This window comes from Streptomyces sp. iso_384, assembly GCF_056172905.1.
The window spans coordinates 6930818-6957012 of the sequence record NZ_JBWBTT010000001.1 but is presented as its reverse complement, the minus strand read 5'-3'; the positions used below and the strand labels follow the sequence as shown (position 1 = coordinate 6957012).

Genomic DNA, 26195 nt, shown 5'->3' with positions numbered 1-26195 from the left:
CGAGAGAAGATTGAGCCTTATGGCCACCACTTCGCTTGACCTGGCCAAGGTCCGCAACATTGGGATCATGGCCCACATCGACGCGGGGAAGACGACCACCACTGAGCGGATCCTCTTCTACACCGGTGTGAGCTACAAGATCGGTGAAGTCCACGACGGCGCTGCCACGATGGACTGGATGGAGCAGGAGCAGGAGCGCGGCATCACGATCACGTCCGCCGCGACGACCTGTCACTGGCCGCTCAACGATGTTGACCACACCATCAACATCATCGACACCCCGGGTCACGTCGACTTCACCGTCGAGGTGGAGCGTTCGCTCCGCGTCCTCGACGGCGCTGTCACCGTGTTCGACGGCGTCGCCGGCGTCGAGCCGCAGTCCGAGACCGTCTGGCGTCAGGCGGACCGCTACGGCGTGCCGCGTATCTGCTTCGTCAACAAGCTCGACCGCACCGGCGCCGACTTCTTCCGTTGCGTCCAGATGATCGTCGACCGCCTCGGCGCGACCCCGATCGTCATGCAGCTCCCCATCGGCGCCGAAGCGGACTTCACGGGCGTCGTCGACCTCGTGTCGATGAAGGCCTTCGTGTACCCCGAAGAGGCCGCCAAGGGCGAGATGTACAACGTCATCGAGATCCCGGACAACCTCAAGGAGTCGGCCGCCGAGTGGCGCGGCAAGCTCCTGGAGGCCGTGGCCGAGAACGACGACGCCATGATGGAGCTGTACCTGGAGGGCAACGAGCCCACCCAGGAGCAGCTGCACGAGGCCATCCGTCGCATCACGCTGGCGTCGAAGGGCAGTGCCGACTCCGTCACCGTCACCCCGGTGTTCTGTGGCACCGCGTTCAAGAACAAGGGCGTCCAGCCCCTGCTCGACGCGGTCGTGCGCTACCTGCCTTCCCCCCTGGACGTCGAGGCCATCGAGGGCCACGACGTGAAGGACCCGGAGAAGGTCATCGCCCGCAAGCCCTCGGACGACGAGCCGTTCTCCGGCCTGGCGTTCAAGATCGCGAGCGACCCGCACCTGGGCAAGCTCACCTTCGTCCGGATCTACTCCGGTCGCCTGGAGGCCGGCACCGCGGTGCTGAACTCCGTCAAGGGCAAGAAGGAGCGCATCGGCAAGATCTACCGCATGCACGCGAACAAGCGTGAGGAGATCGCATCGGTGGGCGCCGGCGACATCATCGCCGTCATGGGTCTCAAGCAGACCACCACCGGTGAGACGCTGTGCGACGACAAGAACCCGGTCATCCTGGAGTCCATGGACTTCCCGGCGCCGGTCATTCAGGTCGCCATCGAGCCGAAGTCCAAGGGTGACCAGGAGAAGCTGGGTGTCGCCATCCAGCGCCTCTCGGAGGAGGACCCCTCCTTCCAGGTGCACTCCGACGAGGAGACCGGCCAGACCATCATCGGTGGTATGGGCGAGCTTCACCTCGAGGTGCTCGTCGACCGCATGAAGCGCGAGTTCCGCGTCGAGGCGAACGTCGGCAAGCCCCAGGTCGCCTACCGCGAGACGATCCGCAAGACCGTCGAGCGCATCGACTACACGCACAAGAAGCAGACTGGTGGTACCGGCCAGTTCGCGAAGGTGCAGATCGCCCTCGAGCCCATCGAGGGTGGCGACGCCTCCTACGAGTTCGTCAACAAGGTCACCGGTGGCCGCATCCCCCGTGAGTACATTCCCTCGGTGGACGCGGGTGCTCAGGAAGCCATGCAGTTCGGCATCCTGGCCGGTTACGAGATGGTCGGCGTCCGCGTCACCCTTCTCGACGGTGGTTACCACGAGGTCGACTCCTCGGAGCTCGCCTTCAAGATCGCCGGTTCGCAGGCGTTCAAGGAGGGTGCCCGCAAGGCGTCCCCCGTGCTCCTCGAGCCGATGATGGCCGTCGAGGTCACCACGCCCGAGGACTACATGGGCGATGTCATCGGCGACCTCAACTCCCGCCGTGGCCAGATCCAGGCCATGGAGGAGCGCAGCGGCGCTCGCGTCGTGAAGGGCCTCGTGCCCCTCTCGGAGATGTTCGGCTACGTCGGAGACCTCCGCAGCAAGACCTCGGGTCGCGCAAGCTACTCGATGCAGTTCGACTCCTACGCCGAGGTTCCGCGGAACGTCGCCGAGGAGATCATCGCGAAGGCCAAGGGCGAGTAACTCTCCCGAGCTCACGCTTTAGGCTTGTCACCGGAGCCGGGCGGGCATTTCGCACAGCGCGCGAGCACTGTGCGGAATGCCCCCGGCCCCGGCACCCCAGCAAAGATCACCTGGCGCCGATGAAGCAAGGCGTACAGAACCACTCAGGAGGACCCCAGTGGCGAAGGCAAAGTTCGAGCGGACTAAGCCCCACGTCAACATCGGCACCATCGGTCACATCGACCACGGTAAGACGACCCTCACGGCCGCCATTACCAAGGTGCTGCACGACGCGTACCCGGACCTGAACGAGGCCTCGGCCTTCGACCAGATCGACAAGGCTCCCGAAGAGCGCCAGCGCGGTATCACCATCTCCATCGCGCACGTCGAGTACCAGACGGAGTCGCGTCACTACGCGCACGTCGACTGCCCCGGTCACGCGGACTACATCAAGAACATGATCACGGGTGCCGCGCAGATGGACGGCGCCATCCTCGTGGTCGCCGCCACCGACGGCCCGATGCCGCAGACCAAGGAGCACGTCCTCCTGGCCCGCCAGGTCGGCGTCCCCTACATCGTCGTCGCCCTGAACAAGGCCGACATGGTGGACGACGAGGAGATCCTGGAGCTCGTCGAGCTCGAGGTCCGTGAGCTCCTCTCCGAGTACGAGTTCCCGGGCGACGACGTTCCGGTCGTCAAGGTCTCGGCGCTCAAGGCGCTCGAGGGCGACAAGGAGTGGGGTGAGTCCGTCCTCAACCTGATGAAGGCTGTCGACGAGGCCATCCCGCAGCCCGAGCGTGACGTCGAGAAGCCGTTCCTCATGCCCATCGAGGACGTCTTCACGATCACCGGTCGCGGTACGGTCGTCACCGGCCGCATCGAGCGTGGTGTCCTGAAGGTCAACGAGACCGTCGACATCGTCGGTATCAAGACCGAGAAGACCACCACCACGGTCACCGGCATCGAGATGTTCCGCAAGCTGCTCGACGAGGGCCAGGCCGGTGAGAACGTCGGTCTGCTCCTCCGTGGCATCAAGCGCGAGGACGTCGAGCGCGGCCAGGTCATCATCAAGCCCGGCTCGGTCACCCCGCACACCGAGTTCCAGGCGCAGTCCTACATCCTGTCGAAGGACGAGGGTGGCCGTCACACCCCGTTCTTCAACAACTACCGCCCGCAGTTCTACTTCCGTACCACGGACGTGACGGGCGTTGTGACCCTTCCCGAGGGCACCGAGATGGTCATGCCGGGTGACAACACCCTCATGGACGTCGCGCTGATCCAGCCGGTCGCCATGGAAGAGGGCCTGAAGTTCGCCATCCGTGAGGGTGGCCGGACCGTGGGCGCCGGCCAGGTCACCAAGATCATCAAGTAGTTTCTGCTTGGTCCTTGGACCTGGTGGCTCACTGAGCTGCAAGAAGGGCCCCGCACCTCGAAAGAGGTGCGGGGCCCTTCGGCGTGCCCGGGCGGCGGCCGCCGTCGTTGAGTGGGGGCGGTCACGAAGTCGCCGCGCCCGGCATGGTTGTAGGGCCCCGGTACCTCAGGGCGGAGAGGCAAGGGGGCCCTACGTTTCAGAGGGACGGCGGGTCGGTCAGGTGCCCGCCGCCCCAAGGGGTGACGGCAGGTCAGACGCCCGCGATCGACTGGATCCAGGACCGGTACGCGGTGACGTTGGTGTACGCGGTCGTGGTCTGCCGGTCGCTGGTGGAGGCGACGCCGACCTGGATGCCGTTCAACGTCATCGGGCCGCCGGAGTCGCCGCCGGCCGTGATGCCGTTGCCCCGGCGGGCGCAGATCGCCGAGCCGCCGTACGCGTCACCGCAGCCGCCGGTGACCGTCACGTTGGCCACCTTCAGGTAGCGGGACTGGCAGTTGGCCTCGGAGCCGCACCGGGAGGTGGCGCCCCAGCCCCAGACCTGCACGTTCTGTCCGACGCGGACCGTGCCGGGCTGGCCGAGGCGGGAGTAGGTCGTCTGCACGGAGCGGTCCAGGCGGACCAGGGAGATGTCCGCGCTGTGGTTGTACGTCTGGACGCCGTTGGCGACCACACCGCCGCTGTGCTGGTCGAGGCTGCCGATACGGAACGACAGGCCGCCGCCGGTGACGCAGTGCTTGGCGGTGAGGATCCAGGTCGGCGCGATGATCGTCGCCGAACAGGTCTCCCGGCCGTTCGAGAAGAGGCGCGCGGCCCACGGGGCGTTCTGTGCGTAGCCGCCGCCGATGATCTGGGTGGTCGGGGGCGGGGCGTCCTGCAGAGGGGCCTCGGGGGCGGCCGAGGCGGACGGTGCGAAGAGGGCGAGGACGCAGGCCGCTGCTGCGGCGGCAGCGGGCACGAGTCTGGATATACGCATGATTCCTCGTTTCGCGCGACACGCTGGGTGGGCGTGTCCGTGGGGGATGGTGGGCAACAGGGTGCCGGAGCGCGACGAGGCCGGGGTACTAACGTTTGGGCATAACACGGCGTTATGGGGCGGTAGTTGGGCCGGGCGTGGCCGCTTCTACGGCCGCCATGTCCAGGGCGCGCCGTCCGGCCCGAACCCCACGACGACGGGCCGCCCGCCCGCCCCGAGGTGGAGGGCCGCGCCGTCCAGGGCGACCGGGCCCCGCGACCGTACGGCGGTGCCCTCGGCGGTACGCAGCTGTATCCGGCCCTCCGCGGTCCGGCCGAGCAGGACCGGGCCGCCGCTCGGCGCGGCGGCGGCGGTCACCGGACCGTACCCGCCGAAGCGGGGCGCGGGGGCGGGGTCGGCCCGGACGGCGGTGAGCCGTTCCCGTGCGGCCGGGCGGTAGTACAGCTCCACGGACCCGTCGGGCGCCGGGAGTGCGCCGGGCGCGTGCGCGGGAACGGGGGAGTCGGTGAGCTGGGTACGGGCGGTGACATCGGTGCCCGGGGCGTCCTGGGTCCAGTGGTGCACGGCGTGGTGCCCGGCCGCGTACACGTGGACGCGCCCCGCCGCGTCCGCGACCGCGCTCAGCCCGTCCTGCACCTCGCCGCCGCCCATGTCGCGCCAGCCGCTCCAGCGGCCGGTGACCGCGTCGCGCACCCGCGTGCTGAGCCCCTTCTCCGCGTTGCGTACGAAGAGGTGGACGCGGCCGTCCGGTGCGGTGACGGCGACCGGTATCCCTATGCGGCGGCCGTGGTCGCGGCCCGCCGCGGGGTTGCCGAGCCCTTGCCAGGCCAGGAAGGGGCCGTCCGGTGAGCGCTGTTCCAGGAGCGCGATCTCGCGCTCGTTGGGCGTCCCCTGCCCGCCGGGCGCCGCGAACCGCAGCCCGAACAGCAGCTGCCGCCCGTCCGCCGTCGTCGCGGAGCCCAGCACCGGGGCGAGCGGACCGCCGCCGAGATCGTCCGGCGAGTCCCGGAGCCCGCTGCCGGGCGCGCTCTCGCTCCACCGCACGGCCCGCAGCCCCAGCACCCCGTAGACGGTGAGCCGCCCGTCCGGGGCGGCGGCGACGACGGCCCGGGGGCCCGGGTAGCGGTGCTGGGTGGAGCGGACCCAGCCCTTGCGGTTGGTCAGCGGCCGGTCGCCGCCGACGTTGTAGTCGCCGCAGCCGGACGGATTGCCGCACTCCCAGTCGGGTGCGCCGCCGTACGGGACGAGGTGGGAGGCCTTCCGCTCCAGCACCGCGGGCGGCAGGTTCTTGGGCCAGTGCCGGTTGTAGTACCCGCGGAACGAGGCGACGACGAACCCGGGCACCGGCTCGCCGCGGCCCGTCGTGGCCGCCACCCAGCGGATCAGGGCCGCCCAGGCGAAGCCGGCGGCGGCGGTGTGGTCGGCGTGGTCGGAGTACCCGTGCTGCTCGCTGTCCCGGCGGCGCTCGTACTCGCTGCTGAACTGGAGGTCGGGGTCCGGGTCGAGGGTGTGCACGAGCGTCGGCCGGTACTCCGCCAGCAGCCCGACGAGAACGTCGACGAGGGAGTCGTGCGTGTAGGAACCGGCCCGCTCCAGCGGCGAGTCGTCGGCGACGACGGTACGCAGCACGAGCCGGCGGTCCTGCCAGAGACTGGGCAGCCCGAGGCGGCCGCGCGCGGTGTGCATCGCGGTGTTCAGGAAGACCAGCTCGACCCGGCGCACCCCGTCGACCAGGATGTTCAGCTCGGCCCGGTGGCCGCCGCGCAGGGAGACCACGGACTTCTGCCAGGGCGTGAACCGGTCGAGCCCGAGCAGCTCGGCGTACGCCTGGCGCAGGCCCTGGTGCCGGGCGGAGGAGTACGCGGACCGGTCGGGGACCGGGCGCGGGGCCCCGGGAACCTTGTTCAGCCCGTCGGCCTCGCCCGCCGTGAGGTAGACGCATACCACGGGCGTCCCGGCGTCGAGGGCCTCCCGGGTGTCCGGGTTCATGAAGTACAGGTCGTCGTCGGGGTGGGCCAGCAGCTGCATCAGCAGCGCCCGCCGCGCCCTGCTGATCGCCAGCCCGGGCGCGGGATCGGGCACCGGACTCCGGCGGCGGGGCGCCGGCACGGAGCACCCGGCGAGCGCGGCCGCCGCGGCGGTGGCCCCGGCGGCGAGCAGAGCCGTGCGCCGCGGCGGGCCGGTACGTCGGGGCAGGTCTGTCCGGGGCAGGGCAGATCGATCCGTCACGCCGCGTACTCCGTCCGCTTCCCCCGCAGCGGGCGAACGGTCGCCCTGTCCTGCGTACTCCCTGGCTCTCTGCGCAGGTCAGCGGCTGGTCGGCGGCGCCTGCGGGGGGATAGACGGGGATCGCGGCACCGAGGTTGCCCGGTCAGGGAGTGGGCTTGCGCACCAGGAACACGTCGAACGGAGTCTCGCGCTCCGACGCGAAGCCGTGCCGCTCGTACAGCCGCAGGGAGGCGCTTCCCCGAAGGGCTTGCAGCCGCACCGGCACGCCCTCGGCGTCGGTGCGGGCGAGCAGGTCGCGCAGGATGGCCGAGCCGATGCCGCGGCCCTGGAGGGCGGGGGAGAGGCAGAAGTTCTCCAGCCACCGGCCGCCCTCGAAGGGGCGCGCGGTGACACAGCCCGCGAAGGTCCCCGCCGACTCGACGATCCGGGTGTGCTCGGGGGCGTAGTGGTTCCGCAGCCGCTGGCGGACCCCGTGGTCGTCGTACACGCCCAGGCGCTCCAGGTCGGGGCGGATGACCACGGCACGGAGCTCCGCCATGGCCTCGACGTCGTCCGGGGTGGCGGGGCGCAGCTCCCAGCTCGGCAGGGTGTTCGTCGGCATGGCCGGATTCTGGCAGGGGCCCCGGCACCGCCGGATGCGCGCCCGCGTTTGAGTACTCGCTCGGCCGGGGTAGGATTCCCGACTCGATTGGCCAGGCCCGCGCCCCGTATGGCACACTGACCAGGTTGCTCGGTTGAGTGTCAATGCTGCGCGCCTCCCGCCGGGAGGACCGGAAGCGAGTCCCACAGTACTCGTCGGCCCCCAGGGCCGGACGTACGGGAATCTTCCGGGAAGCAATGCAGGGCGCCGGCCAGGCACCCGGTGGGTGTTCCGCCCCCGGTTCCGCGGTCTTAGGGTCCGCACCCCCTTGGTTGGGATCTCCTTCGGGAGATTTTCGTAGAGGGGATGCGACACGCCCGACCGCGTGGGTCGGAGGAGGAGTCCAGAGAACCCCCGGGTTCCAGAGCGTTACGAGAGACAGGACTACTAGTAGCCATGGCGGGACAGAAGATCCGCATCCGGCTCAAGGCCTACGACCACGAGGTCATCGACTCCTCGGCGAAGAAGATCGTCGAGACGGTGACCCGCACTGGTGCGTCGGTCGCGGGCCCGGTGCCGCTGCCCACTGAGAAGAACGTGTACTGCGTCATCAAGTCGCCGCACAAGTACAAGGACTCTCGCGAGCACTTCGAGATGCGCACGCACAAGCGCCTCATCGACATTCTCGACCCCACGCCGAAGACGGTTGACTCGCTGATGCGCCTCGACCTGCCGGCTGGCGTCGACATCGAGATCAAGCTCTGAGGGGACGGGCCGAGATGAGCAAGAACATCAAGGGCGTCCTGGGCGAGAAGCTCGGCATGACCCAGGTCTGGGACGAGAACAACCGGGTTGTCCCGGTGACCGTCGTCAAGGCCGGTCCGTGCGTTGTGACGCAGGTCCGTACGAACGACAGCGACGGCTACGAAGCGGTGCAGATCGCCTTCGGCGAGATCGACCCGCGCAAGGTGAACAAGCCCCTCAAGGGTCACTTCGCCAAGGCCGACGTCACCCCGCGCCGCCACCTGGTGGAGCTCCGCACCCCTGACGCCAGCGAGTACACGCTGGGCCAGGAGGTCACTGCCGAGGTGTTCGAGTCCGGCGTCAAGGTCGACGTCACGGGCAAGAGCAAGGGCAAGGGCTTCGCCGGTGTCATGAAGCGTCACAACTTCAAGGGCCTCGGCGCCGGGCACGGCACCCAGCGCAAGCACCGTTCCCCCGGTTCCATCGGTGGCTGCGCCACCCCTGGGCGTGTCTTCAAGGGCATGCGCATGGCGGGCCGCATGGGTAACGAGCGCGTCACCACCCAGAACCTGACCATCCACGCGGTTGACGCGGAGAAGGGTCTGCTCCTCATCAAGGGCGCGGTCCCCGGTCCGAACGGCGGCCTCGTCCTGGTCCGTACCGCGGCCAAGGGGGCTTGAGGTAATGAGCACCATTGACATCCTTTCGCCGGCAGGCGACAAGGCCGGTACCGTCGACCTCCCCGCGGAGATCTTCGACGCGAAGACCAGCGTTCCGCTGATCCACCAGGTCGTTGTCGCTCAGCTGGCGGCTGCCCGTCAGGGCACGCACAAGACCAAGCGCCGCGGTGAAGTCCGCGGTGGTGGTAAGAAGCCTTACCGCCAGAAGGGCACCGGCCGCGCCCGTCAGGGTTCGACCCGCGCCCCGCAGTTCGCCGGTGGTGGCGTCGTCCACGGCCCGCAGCCGCGTGACTACTCGCAGCGGACCCCGAAGAAGATGAAGGCCGCCGCCCTGCGCGGTGCCCTCTCGGACCGGGCCCGTCACTCCCGTATCCACGTCGTCACCGGCGTGGTCGAGGGTGCCGCCTCCACGAAGGCCGCCAAGACGCTGCTCGGCAAGATCTCGGAGCGCCAGAACCTGCTCCTGGTCGTCGACCGCGCCGACGAGGCCGCGTGGCTGTCCGCGCGCAACCTGCCCCAGGTGCACATCCTGGAGCCGGGCCAGCTCAACACGTACGACGTGATCGTCTCTGACGACGTGGTCTTCACCCAGGCCGCTTTCGAGTCCTTCGTGTCTGGCCCCCAGACCGCTGAGACCGAAGGGAGCGACGCCTGATGAGCGAGGCGACCGTTACCAGCAAGACGTACTCGGACCCGCGTGACGTTCTCGTCAAGCCCGTGGTCTCCGAGAAGAGCTACGCGCTGCTCGACGAGAACAAGTACACGTTCATCGTCGCGCCCGGCTCCAACAAGACCCAGATCAAGCAGGCCGTGGAAGCGGTCTTCTCGGTCAAGGTCACCGGGGTCAACACGATCAACCGGCAGGGTAAGCGCAAGCGCACCAAGACCGGCTTCGGCAAGCGCTCCGACACGAAGCGCGCCATCGTGACCCTCGCCGAGGGCGACCGTATCGACATCTTCGGCGGCCCGACCTCTTAAGTGAGGTCGAGTCGTCCGGAATCGGACGAGGACTGAGAAATGGGTATCCGCAAGTACAAGCCGACGACCCCGGGCCGTCGTGGCTCCAGCGTCGCCGACTTTGTCGAGATCACGCGGTCCACGCCGGAGAAGTCGCTGGTCCGCCCTCTGCACAGCAAGGGCGGCCGTAACAACGCCGGTCGTGTGACCGTTCGCCACCAGGGTGGTGGCCACAAGCGCGCCTACCGCGTGATCGACTTCCGTCGTCACGACAAGGACGGCGTGCCGGCCAAGGTCGCGCACATCGAGTACGACCCGAACCGCACCGCGCGCATCGCGCTGCTGCACTACGCGGACGGCGAGAAGCGTTACATCGTCGCTCCCCGTGGCCTGTCGCAGGGTGACCGTGTCGAGAACGGTCCGACCGCCGACATCAAGCCCGGCAACAACCTGGCGCTGCGCAACATCCCGGTCGGTACGACCATCCACGCCATCGAGCTGCGGCCCGGCGGCGGCGCGAAGTTCGCCCGTTCCGCGGGTGCCTCCGTGCAGCTGCTGGCGAAGGAGGGCACCATGGCCCACCTTCGTATGCCGTCGGGTGAGATCCGCCTGGTCGACGCGCGCTGCCGCGCGACGATCGGTGAGGTCGGCAACGCCGAGCAGTCGAACATCAACTGGGGCAAGGCCGGCCGCATGCGCTGGAAGGGCGTTCGCCCGACCGTCCGCGGTGTCGCGATGAACCCGGTTGACCACCCGCACGGTGGTGGTGAAGGCAAGACCTCCGGTGGTCGTCACCCGGTCTCGCCGTGGGGTCAGAAGGAGGGTCGTACTCGTTCTCCCAAGAAGGCGAGCAACAAGTACATCGTCCGCCGCCGCAAGACGAACAAGAAGCGCTAGGAGCGGGTTTAGATGCCGCGCAGTCTCAAGAAGGGGCCCTTCGTCGACGGCCACCTCATCAAGAAGGTGGACGTACAGAACGACGCGGGGACCAAGAACGTCATCAAGACCTGGTCCCGTCGCTCGATGATCGTCCCGGCCATGCTGGGTCACACCATCGCGGTGCACAACGGCAAGATCCACGTCCCGGTGTTCGTCACCGAGTCGATGGTCGGCCACAAGCTCGGCGAGTTCTCGCCGACTCGCACCTTCCGCGGCCACGTCAAGGACGACCGGAAGTCGAAGCGCCGCTAGCGCGGGGTGGAAACGACTATGACTTACACCGAAGGGACAACCATGGAAGCCAGGGCCCAGGCGCGGTACATCCGCGTCACGCCCATGAAGGCCCGCCGAGTGGTGGACCTCATCCGTGGCATGGATGCCACGGAGGCTCAGGCGGTCCTGCGTTTCGCCCCGCAGGCCGCGAGCGTGCCGGTTGGCAAGGTGCTGGACAGCGCCATCGCCAACGCTGCACACAACTACGACCACACCGACGCCTCTTCGCTGGTCATCAGCGAGGCGTACGTGGACGAGGGCCCGACCCTGAAGCGGTTCCGTCCGCGTGCTCAGGGCCGTGCCTACCGGATCCGTAAGCGGACCAGCCACATCACCGTGGTCGTCAGCAGCAAGGAAGGAACCCGGTAATGGGCCAGAAGGTAAACCCGCACGGGTTCCGGCTCGGCATCACCACGGACTTCAAGTCCCGCTGGTACGCCGACAAGCTGTACAAGGACTACGTCAAGGAAGACGTCGCCATTCGTCGCATGATGACGAAGGGCATGGAGCGGGCCGGCATCTCGAAGGTCGAGATCGAGCGCACCCGCGACCGCGTCCGCGTTGACATCCACACCGCCCGCCCGGGCATCGTCATCGGTCGCCGTGGCGCCGAGGCCGATCGCATCCGCGGCGAGCTGGAGAAGCTGACCGGCAAGCAGGTCCAGCTGAACATCCTCGAGGTCAAGAACCCCGAGGTGGACGCTCAGCTGGTGGCCCAGGCCGTCGCCGAGCAGCTCTCCTCCCGCGTCTCCTTCCGTCGGGCCATGCGTAAGAGCATGCAGTCCTCGATGAAGGCCGGCGCCAAGGGCATCAAGATCCAGTGCGGCGGTCGCCTCGGCGGCGCCGAGATGTCCCGCTCGGAGTTCTACCGCGAGGGCCGCGTGCCCCTGCACACGCTCCGTGCGAACGTCGACTACGGCTTCTTCGAGGCCAAGACGACCTTCGGCCGCATCGGCGTGAAGGTCTGGATCTACAAGGGCGACGTCAAGAACATCGCCGAGGTTCGCGCCGAGAACGCCGCGGCCCGCGCCGGTAACCGTCCGGCTCGTGGCGGCGCTGACCGCCCGGCCGGCCGCGGTGGCCGTGGTGGCGAGCGTGGCGGTCGCGGCCGTAAGCCGCAGCAGTCGCCGGCAGCCGAGGCCCCCAAGGCCGACGCCGCCGCTGCTCCGGCTGCTGAGAGCACCGGAACGGAGGCCTGACCGAAATGCTGATCCCCCGTAGGGTCAAGCACCGCAAGCAGCACCACCCGAAGCGCAGCGGTATGTCCAAGGGTGGCACGCAGGTTGCGTTCGGCGAGTACGGCATCCAGGCGCTGACCCCGGCGTACGTGACGAACCGTCAGATCGAGTCCGCTCGTATCGCGATGACCCGTCACATCAAGCGTGGCGGCAAGGTCTGGATCAACATCTACCCGGACCGTCCCCTGACGAAGAAGCCGGCCGAGACCCGCATGGGTTCCGGTAAGGGTTCTCCCGAGTGGTGGATCGCGAACGTCAAGCCCGGTCGGGTGATGTTCGAGCTGTCCTACCCGAACGAGAAGATTGCTCGTGAGGCGCTCACCCGCGCTGCTCACAAGCTTCCGATGAAGTGCCGGATCGTTCGGCGCGAGGCAGGTGAGTCGTGATGTCGGCCGGTACCAAGGCGTCCGAGCTGCGCGAGCTGGGCGACGAGGAGCTCCTCAACAAGCTCCGCGAAGCCAAGGAAGAGCTGTTCAACCTCCGCTTTCAGGCGGCGACGGGCCAGCTCGAGAACCACGGCCGGCTCAAGTCCGTCCGTAAGGACATCGCCCGGATCTACACCCTGATGCGTGAGCGCGAGCTGGGCATCGAGACGGTGGAGAGCGCCTGATGAGCGAGAAGACTGTGACTGAGACGAACACCGACCGCGGTTTCCGCAAGACCCGTGAGGGTCTGGTCGTCAGCGACAAGATGGACAAGACCGTCGTCGTCGCTGTCGAGGACCGCGTCAAGCACGCCCTGTACGGCAAGGTCATCCGCCGTACCAACAAGCTCAAGGCCCACGACGAGCAGAACTCTGCGGGCGTCGGCGACCGCGTCATCATCATGGAGACGCGTCCGCTGTCGGCCTCGAAGCGCTGGCGCATCGTCGAGATCCTCGAGAAGGCCAAGTAATTCCTGAGGGATTCTCCCCTCAGGTCAGTTCCGCCAGGCTCGGTGGGGTGCCTCTCCGGTAACGGAGAGGCACCCGCCGGGAACCGGCAGACGATCAGGAGATAGACGTGATCCAGCAGGAGTCGCGACTGCGCGTCGCCGACAACACGGGTGCGAAGGAAATTCTCACCATTCGTGTTCTCGGTGGCTCGGGTCGCCGCTACGCGGGTATCGGTGACGTCATCGTCGCCACCGTCAAGGACGCGATCCCCGGTGGCAACGTGAAGAAGGGTGACGTCGTCAAGGCCGTCATCGTTCGCACCGTCAAGGAGCGTCGTCGTCAGGATGGCTCGTACATCCGCTTCGACGAGAACGCCGCCGTCATTCTGAAGAACGACGGCGACCCCCGCGGCACCCGCATCTTCGGCCCGGTGGGCCGGGAGCTGCGCGAGAAGAAGTTCATGAAGATCATCTCGCTCGCGCCGGAGGTGCTGTAAGCATGAAGATCAAGAAGGGCGACCTGGTTCAGGTCATCACCGGTAAGGACAAGGGCAAGCAGGGCAAGGTCATCGTGGCCTACCCCGCTCAGGACCGCGTCCTCGTCGAGGGTGTCAACCGGGTCAAGAAGCACACCAAGGCCGGTCAGACGGCTCGCGGTTCGCAGACGGGTGGCATTGTCACCACCGAGGCCCCGATCCACGTCAGCAACGTTCAGCTGGTTGTGGAGAAGGACGGCAACAAGGTTGTCACCCGCGTCGGCTACCGCTTTGACGACGAGGGCAACAAGATCCGCGTTGCCAAGCGGACCGGTGAGGACATCTGATGACTGCCACCACTGCGCCGCGTCTCAAGACGCGCTACCGCGAGGAAATCGCCGGCAAGCTGCGTGAGGAGTTCTCGTACGAGAACGTCATGCAGGTTCCCGGTCTGGTCAAGATCGTGGTCAACATGGGTGTGGGCGACGCCGCCCGCGACTCCAAGCTGATCGACGGTGCCGTCAAGGACCTCACCACGATCACCGGCCAGAAGCCGGCCGTCACGAAGGCCCGCAAGTCCATCGCGCAGTTCAAGCTGCGCGAGGGCCAGCCGATCGGCTGCCACGTCACCCTTCGTGGTGACCGGATGTGGGAGTTCCTGGACCGTACGCTGTCGCTCGCGCTTCCGCGTATCCGTGACTTCCGTGGCCTGTCGCCGAAGCAGTTCGACGGCCGTGGCAACTACACCTTCGGTCTCACGGAGCAGGTCATGTTCCACGAGATCGACCAGGACAAGATCGACCGGGTCCGGGGCATGGACATCACCGTGGTCACCACGGCGACCAACGACGACGAGGGTCGTGCCCTCCTTCGTCACCTCGGCTTCCCGTTCAAGGAGAACTGACCGTGGCGAAGAAGGCTCTGATCGCTAAGGCCGCCCGTAAGCCGAAGTTCGGCGTTCGCGGGTACACCCGCTGCCAGCGCTGCGGCCGGCCCCACTCCGTCTACCGCAAGTTCGGCCTGTGCCGCGTGTGCCTTCGTGAGATGGCTCACCGTGGCGAGCTGCCGGGCGTGACCAAGAGCTCCTGGTAACTCCCCTCTGCCCTCGGGCAAAGGGAAGTTCCGGAGACTCTCGGTAAGCATCTGGGTCGGCAGGAGCCCGTCCTTTCATGCCGTAGGCTTGAAGGGTTGGGCGCCTGCCGCCCAAGACCGACTTACTACGCCGTAGGTCCCCGCACCGCACCCGTCCCGCCACTGAGTGGGGAGAGGGATGGCGCATACAGGAAACCCCGGCGAGAGAGGCCGAAGGCCAACTCATGACCATGACTGATCCCATCGCAGACATGCTCACGCGTCTGCGTAACGCGAACTCGGCATATCACGACGATGTCTCGATGCCGCACAGCAAGATCAAGTCGCACATCGCGGAGATCCTCCAGCAGGAGGGCTTCATCACCGGCTGGAAGGTCGAGGACGCCGAGGTCGGCAAGAACCTCGTCCTCGAGCTGAAGTTCGGCCCGAACCGCGAGCGCTCGATCGCCGGCATCAAGCGGATTTCGAAGCCGGGTCTGCGTGTATACGCAAAGTCCACCAACCTGCCGAAGGTTCTCGGCGGCCTGGGCGTGGCGATCATCTCCACGTCCCACGGCCTCCTGACCGGCCAGCAGGCAGGCAAGAAGGGCGTAGGTGGGGAAGTCCTCGCCTACGTCTGGTAGTCGGGAAAGGAAGGAAAGCTCATGTCGCGAATCGGCAAGCTCCCCATCCAGGTTCCCGCCGGTGTGGACGTCACCATCGATGGCCGTACGGTCGCCGTGAAGGGCCCCAAGGGTTCCCTCACGCACACCGTTGCCGCGCCGATCGAGGTCTCCAAGGGTGAGGACGGCGTGCTCAACGTCTCCCGCCCGAACGACGAGCGTCAGAACAAGGCCCTCCACGGCCTGTCCCGCACGCTGGTGGCGAACATGATCACCGGTGTGACCACGGGTTACAGCAAGGCGCTCGAGATCAGCGGTGTCGGTTACCGCGTCCAGGCGAAGGGCTCCAACCTGGAGTTCGCCCTGGGCTACAGCCACCCGATCCTCATCGAGGCTCCGGAAGGCATCACCTTCAAGGTCGAGTCGCCCACGAAGCTCAGCGTCGAGGGCATCGACAAGCAGAAGGTCGGCGAGGTAGCCGCCAACATCCGCAAGCTGCGGAAGCCCGACCCGTACAAGGCCAAGGGCGTCAAGTACGCGGGCGAGGTCATCCGCCGCAAGGTCGGAAAGGCTGGTAAGTAGCCATGGCATACGGTGTGAAGATCGCCAAGGGCGACGCGTACAAGCGCGCTGCTCGCAAGCGGCGCCACATCCGCGTCCGCAAGCACCTGTCGGGTTCGCCGGAGCGTCCCCGTCTGGTCGTGACGCGTTCCAACCGCCACATCGTGGCCCAGGTCATCGACGACATCGCGGGCCACACGCTCGCGTCGGCGTCGACCCTGGACACCTCGATCCGTGGTGGCGAGGGTGACAAGAGCGCCCAGGCCCAGCAGGTCGGCGCCCTGGTCGCCGAGCGCGCCAAGGCCGCAGGCGTCGAGGCCGTCGTGTTTGACCGCGGTGGTAACCAGTACGCCGGGCGGATTGCCGCTCTGGCTGACGCCGCCCGTGAAGCCGGGCTGAAGTTCTAAGCCCCGGTTCCTACGCACAGCGGACGTAACAGAGAGAGGTAAATCCAATGGCTGGACCCCAGCGCCGCGGAAGCGGTGCCGGTGGCGGCGAGCGGCGGGACCGGAAGGGCCGTGACGGTGGCGCTGCCGCCGAGAAGACCGCGTACGTCGAGCGTGTCGTCGCGATCAACCGCGTCGCCAAGGTTGTGAAGGGTGGTCGTCGCTTCAGCTTCACCGCGCTGGTCGTGGTGGGCGATGGTGACGGCACCGTCGGTGTCGGATACGGCAAGGCCAAGGAAGTTCCCGCGGCCATCGCCAAGGGTGTCGAAGAGGCCAAGAAGAACTTCTTCAAGGTCCCGCGCATCCAGGGCACCATCCCTCACCCGATCACGGGCGAGAAGGCTGCGGGCGTCGTCCTGCTCAAGCCGGCTTCCCCCGGTACCGGTGTTATCGCCGGTGGCCCGGTGCGTGCCGTGCTCGAGTGCGCCGGCGTTCACGACATCCTGTCGAAGTCGCTTGGTTCGTCCAACGCGATCAACATCGTGCACGCGACCGTGGCGGCCCTCCAGGGCCTGCAGCGTCCCGAGGAGATCGCGGCCCGCCGTGGTCTGCCCCTCGAGGACGTCGCCCCCGCGGCTCTGCTTCGTGCACGTGCGGGAGCGGGTGCGTAATGGCTCGCCTCAAGATCACGCAGACGAAGTCGTACATCGGCAGCAAGCAGAACCACCGCGACACCCTGCGTTCGCTCGGGCTCAAGCGCCTGAACGACTCGGTTGTCAAGGAGGACCGCCCCGAGTTCCGCGGAATGGTGCACACCGTCCGCCACCTCGTGACGGTTGAGGAGGTTGACTGACATGGCGGAGAACAGCCCGCTGAAGGCCCACAACCTCCGGCCTGCCCCGGGCGCCAAGACCGCCAAGACCCGTGTGGGTCGTGGTGAGGCGTCCAAGGGTAAGACCGCAGGCCGTGGTACCAAGGGTACGAAGGCCCGTTACCAGGTTCCGGAGCGCTTCGAGGGTGGCCAGATGCCCCTCCACATGCGTCTCCCGAAGCTCAAGGGCTTCAAGAACCCGTTCCGCACGGAGTACCAGGTCGTGAACCTGGACAAGCTCGCGACGCTCTACCCCGAGGGTGGAGAGGTCACGGTGGCCGACCTGGTCGCCAAGGGCGCTGTGCGCAACAACCACCTCGTCAAGGTCCTCGGACAGGGCGAGATCTCCGTGGCACTGCAGGTTTCGGTTGACGCCGTCTCCGGCTCCGCCAAGGAGAAGATCACCGCCGCAGGCGGTACGGTCACCGAGCTCGTCTGAGCCGCGGGACAGAACTGGGCCTGGCCGGCCGCCTCTTCGGAGGCGGCCGGCCAGGCTTTTCCGTGTTTACGGCGCTGTACGGGAACCGTAAAGGCTCGGGAAAGGTTGAACGAGTGTCCACCGCACCGGCGGTGGGGGAGTCCGAGGTCGTTCACGTCCCAAATGGTGTGGCTTGGCCGGTCTTTCACGGCGCGGGCCGGGAGACGGGCGGTGCACCGGTGTGCGGTGCGTGTTTCCTGCTCAGTCCCGGGCCGGGTAGGGTGGCGCCGTTAATCTTTTGTGGCCTCCTTACGATGTAGGGCTGCCTTGTACCCGATCCCATCCAGACCCATCCAGACCCGTCGCCTCTGACGCATAGCGCGGGGGTCGCAGGAGGCACCGTGTTCACCGCGTTCGCCCGAGCGTTCAAGACGCCCGACCTGCGCAAGAAGCTGCTCTTCACGCTCGGCATCATCGTGATCTACCGGCTCGGGGCGCACATCCCGGCCCCGGGCGTCGACTACTCGAAGGTGCAGCAGTGCATCGACCAGGCCGACTCGGGTGGTCTCCTCGGTCTGATGCAGATGTTCAGCGGTGGCGCTCTTCTGCAGATCACCATCTTCGCGCTCGGCATCATGCCGTACATCACGGCCAGCATCATTCTCCAGCTGCTGACCGTCGTGATTCCGCGCCTGGAAGCCCTGAAGAAGGAGGGGCAGTCCGGCACGGCGAAGATCACGCAGTACACGCGTTATCTGACGGTCGCGCTCGCCGTCCTCCAGGGCACCGGCCTCGTCGCCACCGCCCGCAGCGGTGCGCTCTTCCAGAACTGCTCCGTGGGCGACCAGATCGTCGCGGACAAGTCGGTCTTCACCACGATCATCATGGTCCTCACCATGACCGCCGGTACGGCCGCCGTCATGTGGCTCGGTGAGCTCATCACCGACCGCGGCATCGGCAACGGCATGTCGATCCTCATGTTCATCTCGATCGCCGCAACGTTCCCCGGCGCCCTGTGGGCCATCAAGGAGAGCGGCAAGCTGGCCGACGGATGGATCGAGTTCGGCACCGTCATCCTCATCGGCTTCGTGATGGTCGGCCTCGTCGTCTTCGTCGAGCAGGCCCAGCGCCGTATCCCGGTGCAGTACGCGAAGCGCATGATCGGACGCCGGTCCTACGGCGGTACGTCCACGTACATCCCGCTGAAGGTGAACCAGGCCGGTGTGATTCCGGTCATCTTCGCCTCGTCGCTGCTCTACATCCCGGCGCTGATCGTCCAGTTCTCCAACTCCCAGGCAGGCTGGGCGACCTGGATCCAGGACAACTTCGTGACCGGTGACCACCCGTACTACATCGCGACGTACTTCGTACTCATCGTGTTCTTCGCCTTCTTCTACGTGGCCATTTCGTTCAACCCCGACGAAGTCGCCGACAACATGAAGAAGTATGGTGGCTTCATCCCGGGTATCCGGGCAGGTCGACCTACTGCCGAGTATCTGAGCTACGTGCTCAACAGGATCACTTGGCCGGGCTCGCTGTACCTGGGCCTGATCGCTCTGGTGCCGACGATGGCGTTGGCAGGCTTCGGCGGTGCGAACCAGAACTTCCCGTTCGGCGGGACGAGCATCCTGATCATCGTGGGTGTGGGTCTGGAAACCGTGAAGCAGATCGAGAGTCAGCTCCAGCAGCGCAATTACGAAGGGTTCCTCCGCTGATGCGAATCGTCCTCGTCGGGCCTCCGGGTGCCGGCAAGGGAACGCAGGCTGCGTACCTTGCTCAGAACCTCTCGATTCCGCACATCGCCACGGGCGACCTCTTCCGCGCCAACATCAGCCAGGGCACCGACCTTGGCAAGCAGGCCCGCGCCTACATGGACGCAGGGCAGCTGGTGCCGGACGAGGTCACCATCGGGATGGCGAAGGACCGCATGGGCCAGTCGGACGCCGTGGGCGGCTTCCTGCTGGACGGGTTCCCGCGGAACGTCGGCCAGGCCGAAGCCCTTGACGTGATGCTCAAGGACGAGGGCGTGAAGCTGGACGCGGTCCTCGATCTCGAGGTCCCCGAGGACGAGGTCGTGAAGCGGATCGCGGGTCGCCGTGTCTGCCGCAACAACAGCGCGCACGTCTTCCACCTGACGTACAACCCGCCGAAGACCGAGGGCGTCTGCGACGCCTGCGGCGGCGAGCTGTACCAGCGGGACGACGACAGCGAGGAGACGGTCCGCACGCGGCTGGAGGTCTACCACACGCAGACCGAGCCGATCATCGACTACTACCGGGCCCAGGGCCTCGTGGTGACGATCTCCGCGCTGGGCAAGGTCGCGGATGTGACCGCCCGCGCCATGGAGGCGCTCAAGGCCTCCGACAAGGCCTGAGCCCCACCCCCGTACCACACGCGTAGTGCAAGCCGGCCGCGGCGCCTCAGGGCGCCGCGGCCGACTGCTTGCGCCCGTATCGTTGAACACGCCGAGCCGTACCCGTCACCGTCGATGCAGAGAGGCGCCGAGCAATGGTGCAGATCAAGACCCCCGAGCAGATCGCGAAGATGCGCGAGGCGGGCCTGGTGGTCGCTGCCATTCACGCCGCCACCCGTGAGGCGGCCGTTCCCGGGGCCACCACGCGGGATCTGGACCAGGTCGCCCGGAAGGTGATCGCCGACCACGGGGCGAAGTCGAACTTCCTCGGGTACGGCGGGTTCCCCGCGACCATCTGCACCTCGGTCAACGAGGTCGTCGTCCACGGCATCCCGGACGAGAAGACGGTCCTGAAGGACGGCGACATCATCTCGATCGACGCCGGCGCGATCGTCGACGGCTGGCACGGTGACGCGGCCTACACGGCCTTCGTGGGTACCGGCCACGCTCCGGAGCTGATCGAGCTCTCCCGGGTGACCGAGGAGTCGATGTGGGCCGGGATCGCCGCGATGAAGGTGAACAACCGCCTGGTGGACATCTCCCGGGCCATCGAGACCTACATCCGCCGCCAGCCCCGGCCGGCGACCGGCAAGTACGGGATCATCGAGGACTTCGGCGGCCATGGCATCGGCACCGAGATGCACATGGACCCGCACCTGCTGAACTACGTCTCCCGCAAGCGTGGCAAGGGCATCAAGCTGGTCCCGGGCGTCTGCCTGGCGATCGAGCCGATGGTGTCGCTGGGCACGGCCCGCACGGAGACCCTGAGCGACGACTGGACGGTCATCACGACGGACGGCACCTGGTCCTCGCACTGGGAGCACTCCATCGCGCTGACCGAGCAGGGCCCTCTGGTCCTGACCTCGCCGGACTGCGGGAAGGCGAAGCTCGCGGAGTACGGGATCGAGGCCGCGCCCGACCCGCTGGGGTGACACAACCCTTCCGGACAGGTCTAAGGATCACCGGGAGTGGGCAAACTTGACGGATTCGTCTTTTGGAGTCCGCTGACGTAGACTGACTCGTCGGCTCTCGTGCATCAGTGTGCCCGTATGCGGCGCTCCGGTGAAACAGGAGCCGATCAAGGTAGCCGATTCGAAAGGCGAAGCGTGGCCAAGAAGCAAGGTGCCATCGAGATTGAGGGCACCGTGATCGAGTCCCTCCCGAACGCAATGTTCAAGGTGGAGCTCCAGAACGGTCACAAGGTCCTGGCGCACATCAGCGGCAAGATGCGGATGCACTACATCCGTATCCTCCCCGATGACCGGGTTGTGGTGGAGCTCTCTCCGTACGACCTGACGCGTGGCCGGATCGTCTACCGCTACAAGTAGATCTTGCCGGCACCCCGTTTCGGCGGGTGATGGCACTGACCCGGAGAACCTGACATCCCATGAAGGTCAAGCCGAGCGTCAAGAAGATCTGCGACAAGTGCAAGGTGATCCGCCGTCACGGTCGGGTCATGGTCATCTGCGACAACCTGCGCCACAAGCAGCGCCAGGGCTGACGCACGACCGCCTGCATCTCGCAGTTCTTCGCGCGACGCACGTAATCCGTACATACGCAGAGCCCGTCCAAGCCACGGCTGACGACACCTCCGGCGGGGGCCGGGGACCCGGACGTACCACTGCTCCTCAGGAGCGGTCGGCGGTCGGGAGTGGCACTGCGGAAGACCCCCGATCTAACAACTGGAGCCATTGAATGGCACGCGTTTCAGGTGTTGACATCCCGCGCGAAAAGCGCGTGGAGGTTGCCCTCACCTACGTCTTCGGTATCGGGCGCACCCGGTCCAAGGAGATCCTCGCCTCCACCGGCGTGAACCCGAACACCCGCGTTCGCGACCTGGCCGAGGAAGACCTCGTCAAGATCCGCGAGCACGTGGACGCCAACCTCCGCACCGAGGGTGACCTCCGCCGTGAGGTCCAGGCGAACATCCGTCGCAAGGTCGAGATCGGCTGCTACCAGGGCATCCGCCACCGTCGTGGCCTGCCCGTCCACGGTCAGCGCACCAGCACGAACGCGCGTACCCGCAAGGGCCCGCGTCGCGCCATCGCCGGTAAGAAGAAGCCGGGCAAGAAGTAGTCCTCAGCGGACGCACTGCGGACCTCCGGTTCCCCGGAACCCGCAGCAACCAGCGGTCTTCGCTGTAGGACCGATCACCTCCCCTCTCCATCTGGAGTCAAGACATGCCCCCCAAGGGTCGTCAGGGCGCAGCCAAGAAGGTGCGTCGCAAGGAAAAGAAGAACGTCGCTCACGGCCACGCGCACATCAAGAGCACGTTCAACAACACGATCGTCTCGATCACGGACCCCTCGGGCAACGTGATCTCCTGGGCCTCCGCCGGCCACGTCGGCTTCAAGGGCTCGCGCAAGTCCACCCCCTTCGCCGCGCAGATGGCCGCCGAGTCGGCCGCCCGCCGCGCGCAGGAGCACGGCATGCGCAAGGTCGACGTCTTCGTCAAGGGTCCCGGCTCCGGCCGTGAGACCGCGATCCGCTCGCTCCAGGCCACCGGCCTGGAGGTCGGTTCGATCCAGGACGTCACCCCGACGCCGCACAACGGCTGCCGTCCGCCGAAGCGCCGTCGCGTCTGACCCGCTACGGCCGGTGACGGCCGTGCGTCAGTAGCGCCGGGTCCGGGCGGTACACCTCTCACGGGGCGTACCGCCCGTACCCTTGTTACATCTGTCGGGCATCAAATAGTGGGTGCCCACGACTGAAGGATCACCGCATGCTTATCGCTCAGCGTCCGTCGCTGACCGAAGAGGTCGTCGACGAGTTCCGCTCCCGGTTCGTGATCGAGCCGCTGGAGCCGGGCTTCGGCTACACCCTCGGCAACTCCCTCCGCCGCACCCTCCTCTCCTCGATCCCCGGTGCCGCTGTCACCAGCATCCGGATCGACGGTGTCCTGCACGAGTTCACCACCGTGCCGGGCGTCAAGGAGGACGTGACCGACCTCATCCTCAACATCAAGCAGCTGGTCGTCTCCTCGGAGCACGACGAGCCGGTCGTGATGTACCTGCGCAAGCAGGGCCCGGGTCTGGTCACCGCCGCCGACATCGCGCCCCCGGCCGGTGTCGAGGTGCACAACCCCGACCTCGTTCTCGCCACGCTCAACGGCAAGGGCAAGCTGGAGATGGAGCTGACCGTCGAGCGCGGTCGCGGCTACGTCTCCGCCGTCCAGAACAAGCAGGTCGGCCAGGAGATCGGCCGTATCCCGGTCGACTCCATCTACTCGCCGGTGCTCAAGGTCACGTACAAGGTCGAGGCGACCCGTGTCGAGCAGCGCACCGACTTCGACAAGCTGATCGTCGACGTCGAGACCAAGCAGGCCATGCGTCCCCGTGACGCCATGGCGTCGGCCGGTAAGACCCTGGTCGAGCTGTTCGGTCTGGCGCGCGAGCTCAACATCGACGCCGAGGGCATCGACATGGGCCCGTCCCCGACGGACGCCGCTCTCGCCGCCGATCTGGCTCTGCCGATCGAGGAGCTGGAGCTCACGGTCCGTTCGTACAACTGCCTCAAGCGCGAGGGCATCCACTCCGTGGGTGAGCTCGTGGCGCGTTCCGAGGCGGACCTGCTCGACATCCGCAACTTCGGTGCGAAGTCGATCGACGAGGTCAAGGCGAAGCTGGCCGGTATGGGCCTCGCGCTGAAGGACTCGCCTCCCGGCTTCGACCCGACCGCCGCCGCCGACGCCTTCGGCGCCGACGACGACGCGGACGCCGGTTTCGTGGAGACCGAGCAGTACTGAGTCGCCTCCCGGCTGGGGGTGCCCGGTTTTTCGGGCGCCCCGGGCCGGGGCTGAGGCTTTGTCCTCAATCGCCGGACGGGCTTGAATTCGGCTGATGTCCGGCGAACGCCGGACGGGCTTGATCGTGCCCGGTCGGCAGCTATGACTTCCGTGAGGCGTCCGCCTCGCGGGAACTGACATCGGTACCTGATACGGCCGGTGCAGCACACAAGGAGAATCACCATGCCGCGTCCCGCCAAGGGTGCCCGTCTGGGCGGCAGCGCCGCGCACGAGAAGCTGCTCCTCGCCAACCTGGCGAAGTCGCTGTTCGAGCACGGCCGCATCACGACGACCGAGGCCAAGGCCCGCCGTCTGCGCCCCGTCGCCGAGCGCCTCGTCACCAAGGCGAAGAAGGGCGACATCCACAACCGTCGCCTGGTGCTCCAGACGATCACGGACAAGAGCGTCGTCCACACGCTCTTCACCGAGATCGCTCCCCGGTACGAGAACCGCCCCGGTGGTTACACCCGTATCACCAAGATCGGCAACCGTCGTGGCGACAACGCCCCGATGGCCGTCATCGAGCTGGTCGAGGCGCTGACCGTGGCCCAGCAGGCCACCGGTGAGGCCGAGGCCGCGACGAAGCGTGCGGTCAAGGAAGACGCCCTCAAGAAGGACGAGGCCCCCGCGGCCGAGGCCGTCGAGGACGCCAAGCCGGCCGACGACGCGGAGTCCAAGGACGCCTGAGCGTCCTAGCGACCACGGGACGGGCCCGCATCTCCCTTCGGGGCGGTGCGGGCCCGTTTCGCTGACCAGGGTGTGGAGAGGGAGACGCGGTGAGTGACGAGGCCGAGCCCGGTTTCGTACGGGTACGACTGGACCTGTCCTACGACGGCAAGGACTTCTCCGGCTGGGCGAAGCAGACCAGCCGGCGCACGGTGCAGGGCGAGATCGAGGACGCGCTGCGGACCGTGACCCGCTCGGCGGTGACGTACGACCTGACGGTGGCGGGGCGGACGGACGCCGGGGTGCACGCGCGCGGCCAGGTGGCCCATGTGGATCTGCCGGAGGCGGTCTGGGCGGAGCACGAGGAGAAGCTGCTGAGGCGGCTGGCGGGGCGGCTGCCGCTGGATGTACGGATCTGGCGCGCGGCTCCCGCCCCGGCCGGGTTCAACGCCCGCTTCTCCGCGCTGTGGCGGCGGTACGCGTACCGCGTCGGCGACCGGCCCGGTGGTGTCGATCCGCTGATGCGGGGTCATGTGCTGTGGCACGACCGGCCGTTGGACGTGGACGCGATGAACGAGGCGGCCGCGCTGATGGTGGGCGAGCACGACTTCGCCGCGTACTGCAAGAAGCGCGAGGGCGCGACGACCATCCGTACGCTCCAGAAGCTGAGCTGGGTACGGGACGAGGAGTCCGGGGTCCTCACGGCGACCGTGCAGGCGGACGCGTTCTGCCACAACATGGTGCGGGCCCTGATCGGGGCGGCGTTGTTCGTCGGCGACGGGCGGCGGCCGGCCTCCTGGCCCGCCGAGGTGCTGGCTGCGAAGGTGCGCGATCCCGGGGTGCATGTGGTGCGGCCGCACGGGCTGACGCTGGAGGAAGTGGCGTATCCGGCGGACGGCTTGCTGGCGGCCCGGGCCGAAGAGGCCCGGAACGTACGGACGTTGCCGGGGGCGGGCTGCTGCTGATCCGGAACGCAGGCCGGGGGCGGCCGGCCGCTGACCGTGAACTCCCGTGCTGGGCACGGGAGTTCGGCGTGTTCGTCAGCCGTTGGGTTCTGCTGCGGCCTGGGAGGCCTGGATCTGGCCGCGGCGGTGGATCTGGCGGAAGGCGAAGTTCGTGAGGTCCTTGCTGACCGCGTAGACGTCCTTGTCGGTGGTGGTGACCCGCTTGCCGTTCAGGAAGCCGCCGACGCTGAAGTAGGCGTAACGGCCGTAGGAGTTGGCGGTGCGCAGGCAGACCGTGCCGCCCCGGCAGAAGGTGTCGACGCCCCCGCCGCTGAGGGAGGCGAGGCCGCCCGAGGCCTGGTCGGCGGTCTTCTTCGCACGGGCCTCCGTCTCGAAGACGGCGATGCCGACCGTGACGGCCACCCCGTCCTTGCGGTAGGTGGCCCGGATGAGCTGGGTGCAGCCGTTGTTCGCGAGGATCGAGCCGAGGGCGCCCTGGGTGCCGGTCGCGCAGTTCGCGGCGCTGCTCGTCGCGCCCTTGAGGTGGACGCGGTCACCCATGGTGAGCTTCTTGCCGGGGAAGAACCCGTCGACGGTGATCGGCGCCTTGTCCTTCTCGGCGCTCGATATGAACTCCTTGGGGTCCGGCGGGGGCGGCGGTGCGACCGAGGAGAAGGAGGGCTCGGGCGCCGAGGTGTCCTCGGGGAGCTCGGCGGGTGCGGGCAGTTGGCTCGCGTTCTCGTCAGCCTTGCCCTTGCCGCCGTTCGATGTGACCACGGCCGTGGTCACGATCGCGCCGATCGCCACGGTGGCCAGCGCGCCGCCGCCGATCATCAGCAGTTTCTTCCGGCGGGCGCGCGCCGCGGATTCATCCGCCAGCGCCGCCCAGTCCGGAGTCCCGTCGCCCCCGGGCCCCCAGGAGGCCCCCCCTTGCCCAAAGCTCATGCGCGCAGTTTAGGGCTATCGGTAAACCGGTTGGGTCAGAGCTTCGCG

The 26195-nt window shown here is 67.5% G+C and carries 37 protein-coding genes; 33 read left to right on the top strand and 4 right to left on the bottom strand.

Annotated elements, in window-relative coordinates; translation table 11 throughout:
* The first annotated feature begins 19 nt into the window (after positions 1-19).
* Positions 20-2149, top strand: a complete 2130-nt coding sequence (fusA, locus tag AC0VY3_RS31155; protein WP_103511073.1) for an elongation factor G — start codon at positions 20-22, stop codon at positions 2147-2149.
* A gap of 157 nt (positions 2150-2306) precedes the next feature.
* A complete protein-coding gene (gene tuf, locus AC0VY3_RS31150; protein WP_003966968.1) occupies positions 2307-3500 on the top strand; it encodes an elongation factor Tu in 1194 nt (397 codons plus the stop codon).
* 250 nt (positions 3501-3750) lie between these two features.
* Here the strand turns inward: tuf and AC0VY3_RS31145 are convergent, their stop codons facing one another.
* From AC0VY3_RS31145 to AC0VY3_RS31135, 3 genes are all read right to left on the bottom strand, one after another.
* On the bottom strand, positions 3751-4476 hold the full coding sequence (locus tag AC0VY3_RS31145) for a S1 family peptidase (RefSeq protein WP_103511074.1): 726 nt from the start codon (positions 4474-4476) through the stop codon (positions 3751-3753).
* Between the two features lie 147 nt (positions 4477-4623).
* The gene (locus AC0VY3_RS31140; RefSeq protein ID WP_475551107.1) at positions 4624-6705 is read right to left on the bottom strand and encodes a PIG-L family deacetylase; all 2082 of its coding nucleotides are present in this window, start codon (positions 6703-6705) and stop codon (positions 4624-4626) included.
* Positions 6706-6847: 142 nt separating this feature from the next.
* Positions 6848-7306 carry an N-acetyltransferase family protein gene (locus AC0VY3_RS31135; protein WP_475551106.1) on the bottom strand — a complete coding sequence of 153 codons (459 nt, stop codon included), beginning with the start codon at positions 7304-7306 and terminating at the stop codon, positions 6848-6850.
* Positions 7307-7741: 435 nt separating this feature from the next.
* Between AC0VY3_RS31135 and rpsJ the strand changes: the two genes are divergently transcribed.
* The 31 genes from rpsJ to truA all read left to right on the top strand — a co-directional run bounded on the left by rpsJ (position 7742) and on the right by truA (position 25223).
* Positions 7742-8050, top strand: coding sequence for a 30S ribosomal protein S10 (rpsJ, locus tag AC0VY3_RS31130; protein WP_003948644.1), 309 nt, complete (start codon positions 7742-7744; stop codon positions 8048-8050).
* A 14-nt stretch (positions 8051-8064) separates the two neighbouring features.
* Positions 8065-8709, top strand: a complete 645-nt coding sequence (gene rplC / locus AC0VY3_RS31125) for a 50S ribosomal protein L3 (RefSeq protein WP_003966960.1) — start codon at positions 8065-8067, stop codon at positions 8707-8709.
* Between the two features lie 4 nt (positions 8710-8713).
* Positions 8714-9364, top strand: coding sequence for a 50S ribosomal protein L4 (gene rplD, locus AC0VY3_RS31120; protein ID WP_003966959.1), 651 nt, complete (start codon positions 8714-8716; stop codon positions 9362-9364).
* Complete coding sequence (gene rplW / locus AC0VY3_RS31115; protein ID WP_007446738.1) at positions 9364-9687, top strand: 50S ribosomal protein L23; 324 nt, start codon at positions 9364-9366, stop codon at positions 9685-9687. The genes rplD and rplW overlap by 1 nt, the downstream gene beginning before the upstream one ends.
* Before the next feature lie 39 nt (positions 9688-9726).
* A complete protein-coding gene (gene rplB, locus AC0VY3_RS31110) occupies positions 9727-10563 on the top strand; it encodes a 50S ribosomal protein L2 (RefSeq protein WP_003966957.1) in 837 nt (278 codons plus the stop codon).
* Between the two features lie 12 nt (positions 10564-10575).
* A complete protein-coding gene (gene rpsS / locus AC0VY3_RS31105) occupies positions 10576-10857 on the top strand; it encodes a 30S ribosomal protein S19 (RefSeq protein WP_103509564.1) in 282 nt (93 codons plus the stop codon).
* A gap of 42 nt (positions 10858-10899) precedes the next feature.
* Positions 10900-11247 (top strand): 50S ribosomal protein L22, encoded by a 348-nt coding sequence (gene rplV, locus AC0VY3_RS31100; RefSeq protein WP_004571827.1) that lies wholly within the window; start codon positions 10900-10902, stop codon positions 11245-11247.
* The gene (gene rpsC / locus AC0VY3_RS31095) at positions 11247-12077 is read left to right on the top strand and encodes a 30S ribosomal protein S3 (RefSeq protein WP_003966954.1); all 831 of its coding nucleotides are present in this window, start codon (positions 11247-11249) and stop codon (positions 12075-12077) included. Before rplV ends, rpsC begins: the two co-directional genes overlap by 1 nt.
* A 5-nt stretch (positions 12078-12082) precedes the next feature.
* Entirely contained in the window at positions 12083-12502 is a 420-nt protein-coding gene (gene rplP / locus AC0VY3_RS31090; RefSeq protein ID WP_003966953.1) for a 50S ribosomal protein L16, read from the top strand.
* Positions 12502-12726, top strand: coding sequence for a 50S ribosomal protein L29 (rpmC, locus tag AC0VY3_RS31085; protein WP_003966952.1), 225 nt, complete (start codon positions 12502-12504; stop codon positions 12724-12726). The genes rplP and rpmC overlap by 1 nt, the downstream gene beginning before the upstream one ends.
* A complete protein-coding gene (gene rpsQ, locus AC0VY3_RS31080) occupies positions 12726-13010 on the top strand; it encodes a 30S ribosomal protein S17 (RefSeq protein ID WP_018960204.1) in 285 nt (94 codons plus the stop codon). The genes rpmC and rpsQ overlap by 1 nt, the downstream gene beginning before the upstream one ends.
* A gap of 107 nt (positions 13011-13117) precedes the next feature.
* Positions 13118-13486 (top strand): 50S ribosomal protein L14, encoded by a 369-nt coding sequence (rplN, locus tag AC0VY3_RS31075; protein ID WP_003966950.1) that lies wholly within the window; start codon positions 13118-13120, stop codon positions 13484-13486.
* 2 nt (positions 13487-13488) lie between these two features.
* Complete coding sequence (gene rplX, locus AC0VY3_RS31070) at positions 13489-13812, top strand: 50S ribosomal protein L24 (protein ID WP_003966949.1); 324 nt, start codon at positions 13489-13491, stop codon at positions 13810-13812.
* Positions 13812-14369, top strand: a complete 558-nt coding sequence (gene rplE / locus AC0VY3_RS31065) for a 50S ribosomal protein L5 (protein ID WP_003966948.1) — start codon at positions 13812-13814, stop codon at positions 14367-14369. Before rplX ends, rplE begins: the two co-directional genes overlap by 1 nt.
* 2 nt (positions 14370-14371) lie before the next feature.
* The gene (locus tag AC0VY3_RS31060; RefSeq protein ID WP_003948630.1) at positions 14372-14557 is read left to right on the top strand and encodes a type Z 30S ribosomal protein S14; all 186 of its coding nucleotides are present in this window, start codon (positions 14372-14374) and stop codon (positions 14555-14557) included.
* Positions 14558-14781: 224 nt separating this feature from the next.
* A complete protein-coding gene (gene rpsH, locus AC0VY3_RS31055) occupies positions 14782-15180 on the top strand; it encodes a 30S ribosomal protein S8 (protein ID WP_007446728.1) in 399 nt (132 codons plus the stop codon).
* Between the two features lie 21 nt (positions 15181-15201).
* On the top strand, positions 15202-15741 hold the full coding sequence (gene rplF, locus AC0VY3_RS31050; RefSeq protein WP_093693506.1) for a 50S ribosomal protein L6: 540 nt from the start codon (positions 15202-15204) through the stop codon (positions 15739-15741).
* A 2-nt stretch (positions 15742-15743) separates the two neighbouring features.
* The gene (gene rplR / locus AC0VY3_RS31045) at positions 15744-16127 is read left to right on the top strand and encodes a 50S ribosomal protein L18 (RefSeq protein ID WP_003966945.1); all 384 of its coding nucleotides are present in this window, start codon (positions 15744-15746) and stop codon (positions 16125-16127) included.
* Positions 16128-16174: 47 nt separating this feature from the next.
* Complete coding sequence (gene rpsE, locus AC0VY3_RS31040; protein ID WP_030084329.1) at positions 16175-16777, top strand: 30S ribosomal protein S5; 603 nt, start codon at positions 16175-16177, stop codon at positions 16775-16777.
* Complete coding sequence (gene rpmD, locus AC0VY3_RS31035) at positions 16777-16959, top strand: 50S ribosomal protein L30 (protein ID WP_003966943.1); 183 nt, start codon at positions 16777-16779, stop codon at positions 16957-16959. Before rpsE ends, rpmD begins: the two co-directional genes overlap by 1 nt.
* Before the next feature lies 1 nt (position 16960).
* A complete protein-coding gene (gene rplO / locus AC0VY3_RS31030; protein WP_003966942.1) occupies positions 16961-17416 on the top strand; it encodes a 50S ribosomal protein L15 in 456 nt (151 codons plus the stop codon).
* 380 nt (positions 17417-17796) lie between these two features.
* Entirely contained in the window at positions 17797-19110 is a 1314-nt protein-coding gene (gene secY / locus AC0VY3_RS31025; RefSeq protein ID WP_103509562.1) for a preprotein translocase subunit SecY, read from the top strand.
* On the top strand, positions 19110-19769 hold the full coding sequence (locus AC0VY3_RS31020; protein WP_103509561.1) for an adenylate kinase: 660 nt from the start codon (positions 19110-19112) through the stop codon (positions 19767-19769). Before secY ends, AC0VY3_RS31020 begins: the two co-directional genes overlap by 1 nt.
* Positions 19770-19903: 134 nt before the next feature.
* Entirely contained in the window at positions 19904-20740 is an 837-nt protein-coding gene (gene map / locus AC0VY3_RS31015) for a type I methionyl aminopeptidase (protein ID WP_242741507.1), read from the top strand.
* A gap of 174 nt (positions 20741-20914) precedes the next feature.
* Complete coding sequence (gene infA / locus AC0VY3_RS31010; protein ID WP_003956442.1) at positions 20915-21136, top strand: translation initiation factor IF-1; 222 nt, start codon at positions 20915-20917, stop codon at positions 21134-21136.
* Positions 21137-21195: 59 nt separating this feature from the next.
* On the top strand, positions 21196-21309 hold the full coding sequence (gene rpmJ, locus AC0VY3_RS31005; RefSeq protein WP_003956441.1) for a 50S ribosomal protein L36: 114 nt from the start codon (positions 21196-21198) through the stop codon (positions 21307-21309).
* A gap of 194 nt (positions 21310-21503) precedes the next feature.
* Entirely contained in the window at positions 21504-21884 is a 381-nt protein-coding gene (rpsM, locus tag AC0VY3_RS31000) for a 30S ribosomal protein S13 (RefSeq protein WP_003966938.1), read from the top strand.
* 104 nt (positions 21885-21988) lie between these two features.
* On the top strand, positions 21989-22393 hold the full coding sequence (rpsK, locus tag AC0VY3_RS30995; protein WP_003956432.1) for a 30S ribosomal protein S11: 405 nt from the start codon (positions 21989-21991) through the stop codon (positions 22391-22393).
* 137 nt (positions 22394-22530) lie between these two features.
* The gene (locus AC0VY3_RS30990; RefSeq protein WP_003966937.1) at positions 22531-23553 is read left to right on the top strand and encodes a DNA-directed RNA polymerase subunit alpha; all 1023 of its coding nucleotides are present in this window, start codon (positions 22531-22533) and stop codon (positions 23551-23553) included.
* Positions 23554-23775: 222 nt separating this feature from the next.
* Positions 23776-24279, top strand: a complete 504-nt coding sequence (gene rplQ / locus AC0VY3_RS30985; RefSeq protein ID WP_030628623.1) for a 50S ribosomal protein L17 — start codon at positions 23776-23778, stop codon at positions 24277-24279.
* 89 nt (positions 24280-24368) lie between these two features.
* Positions 24369-25223, top strand: a complete 855-nt coding sequence (truA, locus tag AC0VY3_RS30980) for a tRNA pseudouridine(38-40) synthase TruA (protein WP_103509558.1) — start codon at positions 24369-24371, stop codon at positions 25221-25223.
* Positions 25224-25298: 75 nt separating this feature from the next.
* On the opposite strand, the gene AC0VY3_RS30975 is transcribed toward truA, so the two are convergent.
* Positions 25299-26147 (bottom strand): hypothetical protein, encoded by an 849-nt coding sequence (locus tag AC0VY3_RS30975; RefSeq protein ID WP_103509556.1) that lies wholly within the window; start codon positions 26145-26147, stop codon positions 25299-25301.
* Positions 26148-26195: the final 48 nt, after the last annotated feature.